The organism is Aeromonas crassostreae (genome assembly GCF_054052445.1).
Genome location: NZ_JBSTYM010000011.1, coordinates 65330 through 78872 on the forward strand (window position 1 = coordinate 65330; position 13543 = coordinate 78872).

Below are 13543 nucleotides of genomic sequence, written 5' to 3' on the forward strand. Positions count from 1 at the left end.
ATGCGCAAGCGCTATCGTCTTCACCTGAGGGGCCACGAGCAGCTGGACCGCTGGCTGGTCTCCTATGCCGATTACATGACCCTGATCTTCGCCCTGTTCGTGGTGCTCTATTCGGTGGCCATGGTCGACAAGGACAAGTACCGGGCGGTGATCGAGGGGATGACCCAGGCTTTCGAGGGGCGCCCCCTGCAAGGGGAGGGGCTGCTGGAGCGGGAAGGCCCCGCCATCCTGCCCCCGGCCGGCGCCTCGGGCAAGCCCCTGCTCGCCGAGGCGGCCCAGGCCCAGGCGAGCGCCCTGGCCCCCATCTCCGGGGTCCCCATCGCCCAGGAGGGAGAGCCCCTGGCCGAGCTGGACGATCGATTGCGCAAGGCGCTGGCCCCCTTGCAGGATGCCGGTCTCATCGACATCAAGCGGGACGAGGAGTGGCTCAATATCGCCCTGGATTCGGCGCTGCTGTTCTCGAGCGGCAGCGCCTTCATGGGGCCCAATGCCTCGCCCCTGCTCAATAGCCTCTCAAGTATTCTCAAACCGGTCGATAACTATGTGAGGGTGAGGGGCTATACCGATAACCAGCAGATCCATAATGAGATTTTCAGCTCCAACTGGGCGCTGTCCGCGGCCAGGGCAGAGGCGGTGCTCGGCGCCCTCATTGCCGAGGGCGTGCGGCCGGAGCGGCTGGCCTTCGAGGCGTATGGCGAGTTTTCCCCCTTCGCCAGCAATGAAACCGAGGCCGGCAGGGCCAAGAATCGCCAGGTGGTGGTCGCCATCTCCCGCCTGCGCTGGGTGGCCCCGGTCGCCCCGGCCCCCGAGCCCGTCATGGCCAGGCGCGAAGCGGCGGCGCCTCGGCCGGACGCACAGGACATCAACGTCATTGCCTTACCGGGCGGCGGCATACGAATTACCACGAGACAGGATTAACACTGTGATTGTCTGGGCGGTTGCCAATCAAAAGGGTGGGGTAGGTAAAACCACCACAGTCGTCTCACTGGCCGGGATCCTCGCCCAGAAGGGGCACAGGGTGTTGCTGATCGACACGGATCCCCATGCCTCCCTCACCTCCTATTTCGACTATGACTCGGATCGGCTCGAGGGGACCCTCTACGAGCTGTTCCAGGCGGTCAAGCCCAGTGCCGAACTGGTCAACAAGGTGACCCTCAAGACCCGGTTCGACAACATCAGCCTGCTGCCGGCCTCCATCACCCTGGCCACCCTGGACAGGGTGATGGGCAATCGGGAGGGGATGGGGCTGGTGCTCAAACGGGCGCTGCTGCGCATCCAGGACAGCTATGATTATGTGCTGATCGACTGCCCACCCGTATTGGGGGTCATGATGGTCAATGCCCTGGCGGCCTGCGATCGCATCCTGGTGCCGGTGCAGACCGAATTCCTGGCCCTGAAGGGGCTGGAGCGGATGATGAAGACCTTCGAGATCATGCAGCGTTCCAAGCGCGACAAGTTCCGCTTCACCGTGATCCCGACCATGTTTGACAAGCGGACCCGGGCCTCCCTGATGACGCTGCAGTCCATCAAGGAGCAGTATGGCGAGGCGGTGTGGAATGCCGTCATCCCCATCGACACCAAGTTTCGGGATGCCAGCCTGCAGCACATGCCGCCCTCGATCTTTGCCCCCGGCAGCCGGGGTTGTTATGCCTATCAAACGTTATTGACCCACCTGGACGCCCTGGAGCGTAAACGGGTGCAGGAGGTGGTGGTATGAGTGAAATCACCCAGACCCGGGCGATGGATGATTATTTCCATTCCCTGCTGATCGATGATTTGTTGCAAGAGGAGCTGCTGCAAGAGGAGGCGCCGACCCTGGCCCCGGCCCGTCAGCCCCTGGCGCTGCGCCAGCGCGCCGCCGCCCCCTATGCCGAGGTGGAGCCCGAGCGCAGGGCCCAGCTGAGCGAGCTGCTGGCCCAGGTGAGCAAGGTGCGGGTCGACATGGATGCCCTGGGCCAGGAGGCGCAGAGCGACGCCTTCGCCCTGGCGAGCGAGGCTAGCCCTGTGCCGAGTGCGCTGGCGGCCCAGCCCGAGCCCAGGGTGGAGATCGAGACCGCAGTCGAGACAGTGCCCCCCCAGGGGCTGATGGAGGTGGCGCCGCTCGCCCCGCCCGAGGTGCAGACCGCCAGCCTCGAGGCCGCCGTGGTCGCCCCGGCGCCGGAGGCCTGGCAGAACATCGAGGTGGGCAACGAGTTTCAGGCCCTCTTCTTCGAGGTGGCCGGGGTCACCTTCGCCGTGCCCCTGATGGAGCTTGGCGGCATTCATCAACTGGGGGAGGTCAGCGCCCTGTTTGGTCAGCCCAAGTGGTATCGTGGCATCATGACCCAGCGCGAGCAGCAGATGAGCGTGGTGGATACCGCCCTCTGGGTGATGCCGGATCAGGAGCTCGAGGTAACCGATTATCAATATCTGATCATGCTGGGTGAGTCCAACTGGGGACTGGCCTGCCACCACCTGAAAGGGACCGAACTGTTGCATCGGGATCAGGTCAAGTGGCGCCACCAGGAGGGCAAGCGCCCCTGGCTCGCCGGCATGGTCAAGGAGAAGATGTGTGCCCTGCTTCACGTCAGGGAGTTGCTGGTACTGCTGGCGCGGGGCGTCAATATCACGGGGCGCTGATCGCCACCCTTCGCCGGAACGAGACGTTTTCATACAAGGAACAAGACATGACAGAAAAGCGCAATATTGCCCAGAACCTGGCGGAAGACGAAGTGTTGCAGTGGGTCACCTTCCAGCTCGAGAACGAGACATATGGCATCAATGTGATGCAGGTGCAGGAGGTGTTGCGCTACACCGAGATAGCCCCTGTGCCCGGCGCGCCCGACTATGTGCTCGGCATCATCAACCTGCGCGGCAACGTGGTGACCGTCATCGACACCCGCTCCCGTTTCGGCCTGCCCGGCGGTGAGGTGAGCGAAAACTCCCGCATCGTCATCATAGAGGCGGAGAAGCAGGTGATCGGCATCATGGTCGACAGCGTGGCCGAGGTGGTTTACCTTCGTTCCTCCGAGATAGACGCGGCGCCCGCCGTGGGCACCGAGGAGAGCGCCAAGTTCATTCAGGGGGTCAGCAATCGCGATGGCCAACTGCTGATCCTGGTGGATCTCAACAAGCTGCTGTCAGACGAAGAGTGGGACGATATCGGCTCCCTCTAAGGCTGCGGCCAATGGATGAGGTCGGTTGATCCCCTTTGCCGGGGCGATGCCGGCCCGTGCGCCGGGCCTGAGCCTGGCGCGAGCAGATGAGGATGACGCATTGATAGTTGAAGCGATTGCCTTGGGGTTGTCCCTGCTGGCGCTGGGGGTGGCACTGGCCGGATGGCGCCAGGCGCGCCGGGCCGGGCAGGAGTCCGAGGCGAAGGCGGCGGCCCTGCAGGGGCAGCTCGAGAGTCTGCGCAAGCAGATGATGGAGCTGCACAGCGGGGCCATCGGCATGGGCCAGCGGCTGCAAGGGGTCGAGACCCTGGCGCAGCAGCTGGGGGATCGCCAGCAGGAGCTGACCCTGCAGGATCCGGATCGCCGGCTCTACAGCCGCGCCGCCAAGATGGTGGAGCTGGGGGCGGATCTGGACGAGGTGATGAACGAGTGCGAACTGCCGAAGGCGGAAGCCGAGTTGTTGATCTCATTGCGAAAGGGTCGACCCTGATCCCCGGGAAGGCTGCGGCCTTCCCGTTGTCTTTTCTCCCGCCGTGATCCCCTGTCCCGACGCTCGCCGGCAAGGGAATCGCCCGCAGCGGGATCTCCCCCACAAAACCGACGCCGGTTGCCCATCTTTGAAAAGACCCATTCCAATACTGTGTTAAGATGCAGGCCGCTCCTTTTTCATCTGAACCCGTCCCCATGCTGCTTGACGTTCACAATCTGGGCTGCGTGCGTGAAGATCGCACCCTGTTTGAGCACCTCTCCTTCTCCGTCTCCCCCGGCGATCTGCTGCAAATCGAGGGCCCGAACGGGGTGGGCAAGACCAGCCTGCTGCGCCTGCTCATCGGCCTGTCCCAGCCGTTTGCCGGCGAGGTGCGCTGGAATGGCGAGAACATCCGCCACTGCCGCGACGAATATCACGGCCAGCTGCTCTACCTGGGCCATCAGCCCGGGGTCAAGGGAGGGCTCACCCCCCTCGAGAACCTCGGCTTCTACCAGCGGCTGCATCAGGCCGATGCCGAGGGCGCGGATCTGTGGCAGATCCTGGCCCGGGTGGGTCTGGCTGGCTTCGAGGATTACCCCAGCGCCCAGCTCTCGGCGGGGCAGCAGCGGCGGGTGGCCCTGGCCCGGCTCTGGCTGAGCGAGCGCCCGGCGCTCTGGGTGCTTGACGAGCCCTTCACCGCCATCGACAAGCAGGGGGTCAAGGTGCTGGAGCGGCTGATGCTGGACCATGCCGAGCGCGGCGGTATGGTGGTGCTCACCACCCACCAGGAGATGAGTCTGATGCAGGGGCGGATCAAGACCCTCTCCCTCGCGCCTCGCCCCATGGAGGCCGCATGCTGAACGCCGTGCTGACCCTGATCCGGCGGGAGCTGCTGATGGCGTTTCGCCAGCGGGCCGACATCCTCAATCCGCTCTGGTTCTTCCTCATCGTCATCACCCTCTTCCCCCTGGGAATAGGCCCCGAGCCCCAGCTGCTGGCGCGCATCGCCCCCGGCATCATCTGGGTGGCGGCCCTGCTGGCGGCCATGCTCTCCCTGGAGCGGCTGTTTCGGGATGATTTTGCCGACGGCGCCCTGGAGCAGATGATGCTGATGCCCCATCCCCTGGGCCTGCTGGCCCTGGCCAAGGTGACGGCCCACTGGCTGCTGACCGGGCTGCCCTTGCTGCTCATCTCGCCCCTCATCGCCGTGCTGCTCTCCCTGGACATGCACACCTGGCTCGCCATGGCGGCGACCCTGGCCCTGGGCACCCCCATCCTCAGCCTGCTGGGGTCCATCGGCGTGGCCCTGACGGTGGCGCTGCGCAAGGGGGGCGTGCTGCTCAGCCTGCTCATTCTGCCGCTCTACATCCCTGTGCTCATCTTCGCCACCTCGGCCATCGAGGCGGCGAGCATGGGGTTGCCCTACAGTGGCCAGCTCGCCATCCTGGGGGCCATGCTGGCGGGGGCCCTGACCATGACACCGTTCGCCGTCTCGGCGGCGCTGCGGGTGAGTGTGAACTGACGGGCGTGAGGAGATATCGATCCTCTTCGCCGACCCCGTTCGTGGTCTCGGCGGCGCAGTGAATGAGAGTGAACTGACGGGCGTGAGGAGATATCGACCCTTTTCGCCGACCCCGTTCACCCTGGGTTGGCATTGGTCGGGGATAATGCGCGCGCCTGCCGGGCCCGACGCCGCCCTTTGCGGGCCAATAGGTTGCGATGGATCAAGGAGAGTGCCGCTTATTTCTTTCGGGGTATTTGCACGCCGGGAGCAGTGAGTAAGGTAGGCGGCGCCGACGATATCAATAACAGAAAGGTTTTGTGAGCTATGTGGAAATGGTTGCACCCCTACGCCAAGCCGGAGCAGGCCTATCGCCTGGCCGGTCGGCTACTGCCCTGGTTTGCCGTGATCAGCCTGCTCGCCTTCATCATAGGCACCGTCTGGGGGCTGGCCTTCGCCCCCGCCGACTATCAGCAGGGTGACTCCTTCCGGATCATCTATCTCCATGTGCCCGCCGCCATCCTCTCCATGGGGGCCTACTCCACCATGGCCATCGCCGCCTTCATCGGCATGGTGTGGCAACTGCGCATGGCGGACATGACGGTGGCCGCCATCGCCCCGGTCGGCGCCGTGTTCACCTTCATCGCCCTGCTCACCGGCGCCGCCTGGGGCAAGCCCATGTGGGGCGCCTGGTGGGTATGGGATGCCAGGCTCACCTCGGAACTCATACTGCTGTTTCTCTACCTGGGGGTCATCGCCCTCTACAACGCCTTCAGCGACAAGGTGGTGGCGGGCCGCGCCGCCGCTATCCTGGCCCTGGTCGGCGTCATCAATCTGCCCATCATCCACTACTCGGTGGAGTGGTGGAACACCCTGCATCAGGGCGCCAGCATCACCAAGCTGGCCAAGCCCTCCATCGCCCCCAGCATGCTCTGGCCCCTGCTGGTGATGATAGTGGCGTTCGCCACCTTCCTCGGCGCCCTGACCCTGATGCGTTTTCGCAACGAGTTGATCATGCGCGAGTGGCACAGACCCTGGGTCAAGGCCCTGGCCGAGCGGGAGCAATGACATGCACTTCTCTTCTTTGAGCGATTTTCTGGCCATGGGCGGTTACGGCTTCTATGTCTGGCTCTCCTTCGGCCTCTCCTGGTTCAGCCTCATCGGCATCATAGTGAGCACGCGCCTCAAGCGGCGCAGCCTGCTGGAGGCGCTGCGCAACAAGCAGGCTCGCGAGTCCCGCCGCCAGGCGGCCCGGCAGATGGAGAATACCCTGTGAGCCTCCCGGCCCCTTTCCCCGCCTCATCTTCGACGGAGATCCTGTTATGAACCCGCGCCGCAAGAAGCGTCTGACCATCATACTGGCCATCAGCACCGGCATTGCCGCCGCCATCGGCCTGATGCTCTATGCCCTGAGCCAGAACATTGACCTCTTCTACACCCCGGGGGAGCTGGTGCAGGGCAAGGGGCCGGACAAGGTCAAACCCGAGGAGGGGCAGCGACTGCGCATCGGCGGCATGGTGGTGCCGGGCTCGGTCAAGCGGGACGCCCAGAGCCTGCGGGTCGCCTTCGATCTCATCGACGCCAGCGGCGAGCGGGTCACCGTCACCTATGACGGCATACTGCCGGATCTGTTTCGCGAGGGGCAGGGCATAGTGGCCCAGGGCACCCTGGAGGACGCCAGGACGGTGGCGGCGTTCGAGGTGCTGGCCAAGCACGACGAGAACTATATGCCGCCGGAGGTGGCCGATGCCCTCAAGGGGATGCAGCACTACAAACCGGAATACACAGAGGCGCAGTTGCAGGGGAGCAAGTCATGATCCCGTCGGCCCAGTGCTTGCCTCGTTTCACCCTGCCATCGAAAGGAAATAGTCAATGATCCCGGAACTGGGTCAGTTCTCCCTGATCCTGGCCTTCGCCACCTCGCTGCTGCTCGGCAGCTACCCCTTGATTGGCGCCAAGTGGGGACGCATTGGCATGATGCAGGCGGCCCGTCCGCTCGCCTATGCCCAGTTTCTGCTGCTGCTGCTCTCCTTCCTCTGCCTGACCTGGGCCTTCATCGACAACGACTTCACCGTGCAGTATGTGGCCGGCAACTCCAACAGCCTGTTGCCGCTGGCGTACCGGATCTCGGCGGTGTGGGGCGCCCATGAGGGCTCATTGCTGCTCTGGGTGCTGACCCTGGGGGGCTGGACCGCAGCCGTGGCCCTGTTCAGCCGCAGCCTGCCGCTCGATGCGGTGGCGCGGGTGCTGGGGGTGCTCGGCCTCATCGCGGTGGGCTTCACCGCCTTCGTGCTGTTCACCTCGGATCCCTTCACCCGCACCCTGCCGTACTTCCCGGTGGATGGCCGTGACCTCAACCCCCTGCTGCAGGATCCCGGTCTCATCTTCCACCCCCCCATGCTCTATATGGGCTATGTAGGTTTCTCGGTGGCCTTCGCCTTCGCCATCGCCTCCCTGATGACGGGCAGGCTCGATGCCACCTGGGCGCGCTGGTCCAGACCCTGGACCATGGCGGCCTGGGTCTTCCTGACCCTGGGCATAGTGCTCGGCTCCTGGTGGGCCTATTACGAACTCGGCTGGGGTGGCTGGTGGTTCTGGGATCCGGTGGAAAACGCCTCCTTCATGCCCTGGCTGGCGGGCACGGCCCTGCTCCACTCCCTGGCGGTGAGCGAGAAGCGGGCCACCTTCAAGGCCTGGACAGTGCTGCTGGCGCTCTCTGCGTTTTCCCTGAGCCTGCTCGGCACCTTCCTGGTGCGCTCCGGGGTGCTGGTCTCGGTCCACGCCTTTGCCTCGGATCCGACCCGGGGCCTCTTCATCCTGGGCTTCCTGCTGGCGGTGATAGGCAGCTCCTTGCTGCTGTTCGCCTTCAAGGGCTCCCAGGTCAAGAGCCACGGCAAGCACGAGCTGTGGAGCCGGGAGACCCTGCTCCTTGGCAACAACATACTGCTGGTGGCGGGCCTGCTCGCCGTGCTGCTGGGCACCCTGCTGCCCCTGGTGCACAAGGAGCTGGGGCTGGGCAGCATCTCCATCGGCACCCCCTTCTTCAACCATATCTACAGCTGGCTCATCATTCCGTTCGCCGCCCTGCTGGGGCTGGGCCCGCTGTTTCGCTGGCGCCGTCAGGCCCTGGGGGAGCTCAAGGGCAAGGTGATCCTCGCCCTGGTGCTGAGCCTGGCCGCCGCCCTGCTGCTGCCCTGGCTCTTCGCCGAGGCATTCAAGCCCTGGGCTGCGCTCGGCATTGGCCTCGGCGCCTGGATCATCATCACCAGCATCCAGGAGACCTGGGTGCGGGCCACCCACAAGCACGGTTTCGCCACCGGGGTGCGCCGCCTTGGCAACAGCCACTGGGCCATGATCCTGGGCCACGTGGGGCTGGCGGTCAGCATCATCGGCATCGCCTGCACCCAGAACTACAGCATCGAGAAGGATCTGCGCATGCAGGCCGGGGACAGGGTGCAGTTTGCCGATTACGAGTTCGTCTTCGCCGGCATCCAGGAGAAGAACGGCCCCAACTACGAAGGCTTCAAGGGCATATTGGAGGTCCATCGCGACGGCAAGCAGGTAGCCCTGCTCAAGCCGGAGAAGCGCAACTATATCGTCAGCCGCATGCCGATGACGGAGGCGGCCATCGATGCCGGCCTCACCCGGGATCTCTATGCGGCGCTCGGCGAGCCCTTGGACAACGGGGCCTGGGCGGTGCGCATCTACTACAAGCCGTTCGTGCGCTGGATCTGGTTTGGCGGCGTCTTCATGGCCATCGGCGGCGTGCTCGCCATGCTGGACAAGCGCTATCGTTTCGGCCGTCGTGAGGAGGAGGCCAAGCCATGAGCAAGAAGACCTGGTTGTTTCTGATCCCCTTCATCATCTTCATGCTGGGGGCCCTGTTTCTGTTCAAGGGGCTCTATTCCGACCCCCGCAAGCTCGAGTCCGTGATGGTCGGCAAGGAGGTGCCCCTGTTCACCCTGCAGGATCTGCAGGATCTCGACAAGCAGCATGACAGCAAGCTGTTCAAGGGGCGCCCCATGCTGCTCAACGTCTGGGCCACCTGGTGCCCCACCTGTTACGCCGAGCACACCTATCTCAAGGAGCTGGCGGGGCAGGGGGTGGCCATCGTCGGCATGAACTACAAGGACGAGCGCGACAAGGCCCTGAAATGGCTCGCCGAGCTGGGGGACCCCTACCAGGTCAACCTCTACGATCCGGACGGCATGCTGGGGCTGGATCTCGGCGTCTACGGCGCCCCCGAGACCTTCTTCATCGACAGCCAGGGCATCATTCGCTATCGCCACGTGGGGGACGTCAACCCCCAGGTGTGGCAGTCCACCCTCAGGCCCATCTATGAGGCGATGAAATGACGCTATCCACCCTGACTCGCCTGCTGCTGACCCTGGCGCTGCTCAGCCCTGCCCTGGGCCGGGCGGCCATCGACGTCTACCAGTTCGACAATGAACAGCAGGAGCAGACCTTTCGCGAGCTGACCCGCGAGCTGCGCTGTCCCAAGTGCCAGAACCAGGACATCGCCGACTCCAATGCGGGTCTGGCCAAGGATCTGCGGGACAAGACCTACCAGATGGTGCATCAGGGCAAGGAGAAGCAGGAGGTCATCGATTACATGGTGGCGCGCTACGGCAACTTCATCCTCTATGATCCGCCCATGATGGCCTCCACCCTGATCCTCTGGCTGGGTCCGCTCGGGGTGATAGTGATCGGCTTCGGGGTGATGCTGGCGCGGGCCCGCAAGGCGCCGAGCGCCAGACAGGCCGCCCCGCAAGAATTGAGTGAGGAGGAGCGCAACCGTCTGACGGCGCTGCTCAAAGAGGAAGAAAAACCATGACCGCATTCTGGATTGCCATCATTGCCTTGCTGGCACTGGTGAGCCTGACCCTGGCCCTGCCGCTGCTGCGGACGGGCAGCCATCACACCATCAGCCGTTCCGCCCTCAACAAGGCGCTCTATCGCCAGCGGGTGCTGGAAATCGGCGAGGAGCGCGAGCAGGGGATCCTGGCCGAGGAGGCGGAATCCCTGGTGGAGCTGCAGCGCAGCCTGCTCGACGACATCCCGGATGTGGAGCAGACCGCCCGCGCCGGGCGCAGCCTGCTCTGGATCCCCGGCGTCCTGGTATTGGTGGTGGTGAGTCTCGGGCTCTACGCCAAGCTCGGTGCCTGGCAGGAGGTGCAGCACTGGCAGTCGGTCAGTGCCCGCCTGCCCGAGCTCAGCAACCGCATCCTGATCGAGCGGGACAGCGAGGTGACCGAGCAGGATCTGCAGGACTTCATGCTGGGGCTGCGAACCCGGCTGGCCGAAGAGCCCGATGATTACCGCGGCTGGCTGCTGCTGGGGCGTCTGGCTCTGGATGGCAGCGACCCCGACACCGCCCTCGGCGCCCTCGAGCGCGCCTACAAGATGGCGCCGGACAGACGCCTGGTGACGGTACCCTATGCCCAGGCGCTGATGATGAGCGGCGACGAGGACAAGGCCGATACCCTGCTCCGGCAGGCCATCGCCAGCGATCCCCAGGATCTGGAGGCGCGCTCCACCTATGCCTTCATGGCGCTGCAAAAAGAGGACTTCGAGACGGCCATCGCCCGCTGGCAGGCCATGCTGCCCCTGATGGAGAAGGGATCGAACCGGGAGGTGATGATCCAGCGCTCCATCGAATATGCGCAGCAGCAGCTGGCCAAGCGTGCGCCGAGTGCGACCCGTGCTCAGGATGAAGCTGCCCCGGCGGTGAAGGCGGGGGAGTATCCCCTGCACATCACCCTGGCGCCCGGCATCCAGATGCCCAAGGATCCCTATCTGTTCGTGTTTGCCGTGGTGCCCAATGGCTCACCCATGCCGATCGCGGTCAAACGCATCCAGGATCCCAGGCTGCCGCTCACCCTCTCCCTCGGGGATGGGGATGCCATGATCGAGGGCAGCAAGCTCGAGGCCAACCCTGAGCTGCAGTTCAAGGCGCGCCTCTCCGAGGGGGGCAACGTCATGAACAAGGAGGGGGCGTTCGAAGGTTTATCGATCCCGGTATCAACAGCGACAATTCCGACAGTGCCGATTGACATCCGTATCGATCGCGCCCTCTAATAGTCATCTTTGCTCGGCCCCCATGGGGCCGAGCCGCTTATAATCATCACACTGTTCAAAGTGATTTTCTCAAGGTAAATCAGTATGCAAATACGATTTGGAGCCTGGGTTCTGGCACTGCTGCTCGGTGGCTGTGCCGGCGGACCTCCCAAACCGGGCCCAGAGAGCCTGGATCTGGGGCTCAGCAATCACAGCGCCCCCGGGGCCACCAGCACGGCCGATGATCCCCAGGATCCCTTCCAGGGCGTCAACCGCGCCATGTGGGCGGTCAACTTCGACGTGCTGGAACCCTATGTCGCCCGTCCCGTGATCCACAGCTATGCGGATTATGTGCCGGACAGCGTCAAGGAGGGGGTAGACAACTTCGTCAACAACTTCGATGAGCCGAGCAGCATGGTCAACCACCTGATCAGCGGCGATCTGCCCGGCGCCGGCACCAACCTGGGCCGCTTCACCCTCAACACCACGATCGGCCTGCTCGGCATCTTCGACGTGGCAAAACACCTGGGGCTGGAGCGCAACATGCTGGAGATGAGTACCCTCATCGGCCGCGCCGACATCGGGGAGGGGGGCTATCTGATGTTCCCCATCTATGGCCCGACCACCACCCGGGACTTGATTGGTGACACCATCGACACCCTCTACTTCCCCTATGCCCTGCTGACCTTCCCGATGAAGGTGGTGCACTGGGCCCTGGACGGAGTGGGGACTCGCTCCAAGCTCATCGATCAGGAGCGGGTGGTGGACAACTCGCTCGACCCCTACGCCTTCACCAAGGGCCTCTACCTGCAATACGGCCAGAGCAAGGTCGAGGGGCGCAAGGCGACGTTCGGCGAGGGGGGCGACGCCCGCGGTGGCGATCAGGATGAAGGCAATCTGGACGACTATTTGGACGAGATCGACCAGTGATTTCCCCTTCTTCCTGAAAGAGAAAGAGGCGCCCGCGGGCGCCTCTTTCATCTTCGGGTCGCGGCCTTGCATAACAAAACACCCCGCAGTGCGGGGTGTTGTCAGCAAGACTCGGCGACTCAGGCAGCCAGGTTCTTGGCCACGAATTCCCAGTTGACCAGAGCCCAGAAGGTCTCCATGTACTTGGGACGCAGGTTGCGGAAATCGATGTAGTAGGCGTGCTCCCACAGGTCGACGGTCAGCAGCGGCGTGGTACCGGCTTCGGTCAGCGGGCAGCCGGCGTTGGAGGTGTTGACGATGGCCAGGGAGCCGTCGGCTTTCTTCACCAACCAGGTCCAGCTGGAGCCAAAGTTGCCGATGGCGGATTTGGTGAACGCATCCTTGAACTCGGCGAAGGAGCCGAATTGCTTGGCGATGGCGTCGGCCAGGGCGCCGGTGGGCTCGTTGCCACCGTTCGGGGAGAGGCAGTGCCAGTAGAAGGTGTGGTTCCAGATCTGGGCGGCGTTGTTGAAGATGCCGCCAGTGGAGGTCTTGATGATCTCTTCCAGAGACTTGCCTTCAAACTCGGTACCCGGCACCAGGTTGTTCAGGTTGACCACATAGGTGTTGTGGTGCTTGCCGTGGTGGTATTCCAGGGTTTCCTGGGAGATGTGCGGTTCCAGAGCATTGATTGCGTAGGGCAGAGCGGGAAGTTCGAAAGCCATTTTCTACTCTCCATTGGCTGGCCGTGCGAAAGCGACGGTTGCAAGACATTGCATCGGCTTTTCTCAGGCGAAAAGCATCATTTTACGTGATTGGGCAAGCGTCCTCGCATGGCCAGGACGGGCGCCCAATGGGCCGAACGATTGTAACAGCATCAAAGATGGCGTCACAACTCTTGATTCTTGCCATGATCGAGATCAAGCCGTCCGGTATTGAGGAAGAGATAAACAGCGGCTTTGCGGTTTGCCGGTTTGTGGTCGGCGGACTTTGCAGTAGAATGAGCGCCGAAATCGCTCTAGTGAGGCACCTATGGAAACTATTGAAAAGATTAAACAGCAGCTGGCCGAGAACCCCATCATTCTCTACATGAAAGGGTCCCCCAAGCTTCCGAGCTGCGGTTTCTCTGCCCAGGCCTCCCAGGCCATGATGTCCTGCGGCGAGCCCTTCGCCTATGTGGACATCTTGCAGAACCCGGACATCCGCGCCGAGCTGCCCAAGTTTGCCAACTGGCCGACCTTCCCCCAGCTGTGGGTCGAAGGTGAGCTGGTCGGCGGCTGTGACATCATGATCGAGATGTTCCAGGCGGGCGAGCTGCAGACCCTGATCAAGGAAGTAGCGGCGAAGCACAAGCAGGACGACGCCGCCGCCGAATAAGGTGGATCCCTTGCGCGGCCTCAGGGCGCGGCGCGGTGGATGTTGCCAGCATAAAAAAGGAGGGGAGCCAGTGGC

At 63.8% G+C, this 13543-nt stretch carries 17 protein-coding genes; 16 read left to right on the top strand and 1 reads right to left on the bottom strand.

Annotation, left to right across the window (positions count from 1 at the left end; genetic code table 11):
- The 15 genes from ACW5W4_RS10605 to ACW5W4_RS10675 all read left to right on the top strand — a co-directional run bounded on the left by ACW5W4_RS10605 (position 1) and on the right by ACW5W4_RS10675 (position 12112).
- A complete protein-coding gene (locus ACW5W4_RS10605) occupies positions 1–918 on the top strand; it encodes an OmpA family protein (protein ID WP_456689330.1) in 918 nt (305 codons plus the stop codon).
- Between the two features lie 4 nt (positions 919–922).
- The gene (locus tag ACW5W4_RS10610) at positions 923–1717 is read left to right on the top strand and encodes a ParA family protein (protein ID WP_111872854.1); all 795 of its coding nucleotides are present in this window, start codon (positions 923–925) and stop codon (positions 1715–1717) included.
- The gene (locus tag ACW5W4_RS10615) at positions 1714–2619 is read left to right on the top strand and encodes a chemotaxis protein CheW (protein WP_456689331.1); all 906 of its coding nucleotides are present in this window, start codon (positions 1714–1716) and stop codon (positions 2617–2619) included. The genes ACW5W4_RS10610 and ACW5W4_RS10615 overlap by 4 nt, the downstream gene beginning before the upstream one ends.
- A gap of 47 nt (positions 2620–2666) precedes the next feature.
- The gene (locus ACW5W4_RS10620) at positions 2667–3155 is read left to right on the top strand and encodes a chemotaxis protein CheW (protein ID WP_041993956.1); all 489 of its coding nucleotides are present in this window, start codon (positions 2667–2669) and stop codon (positions 3153–3155) included.
- A 103-nt stretch (positions 3156–3258) separates the two neighbouring features.
- Positions 3259–3645, top strand: a complete 387-nt coding sequence (locus ACW5W4_RS10625; protein ID WP_084205269.1) for a DUF2802 domain-containing protein — start codon at positions 3259–3261, stop codon at positions 3643–3645.
- 194 nt (positions 3646–3839) lie between these two features.
- Positions 3840–4484, top strand: coding sequence for a cytochrome c biogenesis heme-transporting ATPase CcmA (gene ccmA, locus ACW5W4_RS10630; RefSeq protein ID WP_456689332.1), 645 nt, complete (start codon positions 3840–3842; stop codon positions 4482–4484).
- Positions 4478–5146, top strand: coding sequence for a heme exporter protein CcmB (gene ccmB, locus ACW5W4_RS10635; protein ID WP_408797371.1), 669 nt, complete (start codon positions 4478–4480; stop codon positions 5144–5146). The genes ccmA and ccmB overlap by 7 nt, the downstream gene beginning before the upstream one ends.
- Before the next feature lie 306 nt (positions 5147–5452).
- Complete coding sequence (locus tag ACW5W4_RS10640) at positions 5453–6193, top strand: heme ABC transporter permease (RefSeq protein WP_408797369.1); 741 nt, start codon at positions 5453–5455, stop codon at positions 6191–6193.
- Position 6194: 1 nt separating this feature from the next.
- Positions 6195–6401 (top strand): heme exporter protein CcmD, encoded by a 207-nt coding sequence (ccmD, locus tag ACW5W4_RS10645; RefSeq protein WP_456689333.1) that lies wholly within the window; start codon positions 6195–6197, stop codon positions 6399–6401.
- Between the two features lie 46 nt (positions 6402–6447).
- A complete protein-coding gene (gene ccmE, locus ACW5W4_RS10650; RefSeq protein ID WP_408797365.1) occupies positions 6448–6942 on the top strand; it encodes a cytochrome c maturation protein CcmE in 495 nt (164 codons plus the stop codon).
- Between the two features lie 55 nt (positions 6943–6997).
- Positions 6998–8953 carry a heme lyase CcmF/NrfE family subunit gene (locus tag ACW5W4_RS10655; RefSeq protein ID WP_456689334.1) on the top strand — a complete coding sequence of 652 codons (1956 nt, stop codon included), beginning with the start codon at positions 6998–7000 and terminating at the stop codon, positions 8951–8953.
- Positions 8950–9480, top strand: coding sequence for a DsbE family thiol:disulfide interchange protein (locus ACW5W4_RS10660; RefSeq protein ID WP_456689335.1), 531 nt, complete (start codon positions 8950–8952; stop codon positions 9478–9480). The genes ACW5W4_RS10655 and ACW5W4_RS10660 overlap by 4 nt, the downstream gene beginning before the upstream one ends.
- On the top strand, positions 9477–9959 hold the full coding sequence (locus ACW5W4_RS10665) for a cytochrome c-type biogenesis protein (RefSeq protein ID WP_456689336.1): 483 nt from the start codon (positions 9477–9479) through the stop codon (positions 9957–9959). The genes ACW5W4_RS10660 and ACW5W4_RS10665 overlap by 4 nt, the downstream gene beginning before the upstream one ends.
- Positions 9956–11203: a c-type cytochrome biogenesis protein CcmI gene (gene ccmI / locus ACW5W4_RS10670; protein WP_456689337.1), complete on the top strand. Its 1248-nt coding sequence runs from the start codon at positions 9956–9958 to the stop codon at positions 11201–11203. The genes ACW5W4_RS10665 and ccmI overlap by 4 nt, the downstream gene beginning before the upstream one ends.
- An 84-nt stretch (positions 11204–11287) precedes the next feature.
- The gene (locus ACW5W4_RS10675; protein WP_456689338.1) at positions 11288–12112 is read left to right on the top strand and encodes an MlaA family lipoprotein; all 825 of its coding nucleotides are present in this window, start codon (positions 11288–11290) and stop codon (positions 12110–12112) included.
- Between the two features lie 119 nt (positions 12113–12231).
- Here the strand turns inward: ACW5W4_RS10675 and sodB are convergent, their stop codons facing one another.
- The gene (gene sodB / locus ACW5W4_RS10680; RefSeq protein WP_041993924.1) at positions 12232–12816 is read right to left on the bottom strand and encodes a superoxide dismutase [Fe]; all 585 of its coding nucleotides are present in this window, start codon (positions 12814–12816) and stop codon (positions 12232–12234) included.
- A gap of 307 nt (positions 12817–13123) precedes the next feature.
- Between sodB and ACW5W4_RS10685 the strand changes: the two genes are divergently transcribed.
- Positions 13124–13468, top strand: a complete 345-nt coding sequence (locus ACW5W4_RS10685) for a Grx4 family monothiol glutaredoxin (protein WP_408797359.1) — start codon at positions 13124–13126, stop codon at positions 13466–13468.
- Positions 13469–13543: the final 75 nt, after the last annotated feature.

Excerpts from the sequence above, each read along its gene's own strand:
- ACW5W4_RS10640 (WP_408797369.1), top strand. The coding sequence starts at position 5,453 with ATGTGGAAATGGTTGCACCCCTACGCCAAGCCGGAGCAGGCCTATCGC.
- ccmE (WP_408797365.1), top strand. The coding sequence starts at position 6,448 with ATGAACCCGCGCCGCAAGAAGCGTCTGACCATCATACTGGCCATCAGC.
- ACW5W4_RS10615 (WP_456689331.1), top strand. The coding sequence starts at position 1,714 with ATGAGTGAAATCACCCAGACCCGGGCGATGGATGATTATTTCCATTCC.
- ccmI (WP_456689337.1), top strand. The coding sequence starts at position 9,956 with ATGACCGCATTCTGGATTGCCATCATTGCCTTGCTGGCACTGGTGAGC.
- ACW5W4_RS10665 (WP_456689336.1), top strand. The coding sequence starts at position 9,477 with ATGACGCTATCCACCCTGACTCGCCTGCTGCTGACCCTGGCGCTGCTC.
- sodB (WP_041993924.1), bottom strand. The coding sequence starts at position 12,816 with ATGGCTTTCGAACTTCCCGCTCTGCCCTACGCAATCAATGCTCTGGAA.
- ccmB (WP_408797371.1), top strand. The coding sequence starts at position 4,478 with ATGCTGAACGCCGTGCTGACCCTGATCCGGCGGGAGCTGCTGATGGCG.
- ACW5W4_RS10685 (WP_408797359.1), top strand. The coding sequence starts at position 13,124 with ATGGAAACTATTGAAAAGATTAAACAGCAGCTGGCCGAGAACCCCATC.
- ACW5W4_RS10655 (WP_456689334.1), top strand. The coding sequence starts at position 6,998 with ATGATCCCGGAACTGGGTCAGTTCTCCCTGATCCTGGCCTTCGCCACC.
- ACW5W4_RS10605 (WP_456689330.1), top strand. The coding sequence starts at position 1 with ATGCGCAAGCGCTATCGTCTTCACCTGAGGGGCCACGAGCAGCTGGAC.
- ACW5W4_RS10620 (WP_041993956.1), top strand. The coding sequence starts at position 2,667 with ATGACAGAAAAGCGCAATATTGCCCAGAACCTGGCGGAAGACGAAGTG.
- ccmA (WP_456689332.1), top strand. The coding sequence starts at position 3,840 with ATGCTGCTTGACGTTCACAATCTGGGCTGCGTGCGTGAAGATCGCACC.
- ACW5W4_RS10660 (WP_456689335.1), top strand. The coding sequence starts at position 8,950 with ATGAGCAAGAAGACCTGGTTGTTTCTGATCCCCTTCATCATCTTCATG.
- ccmD (WP_456689333.1), top strand. The coding sequence starts at position 6,195 with ATGCACTTCTCTTCTTTGAGCGATTTTCTGGCCATGGGCGGTTACGGC.
- ACW5W4_RS10675 (WP_456689338.1), top strand. The coding sequence starts at position 11,288 with ATGCAAATACGATTTGGAGCCTGGGTTCTGGCACTGCTGCTCGGTGGC.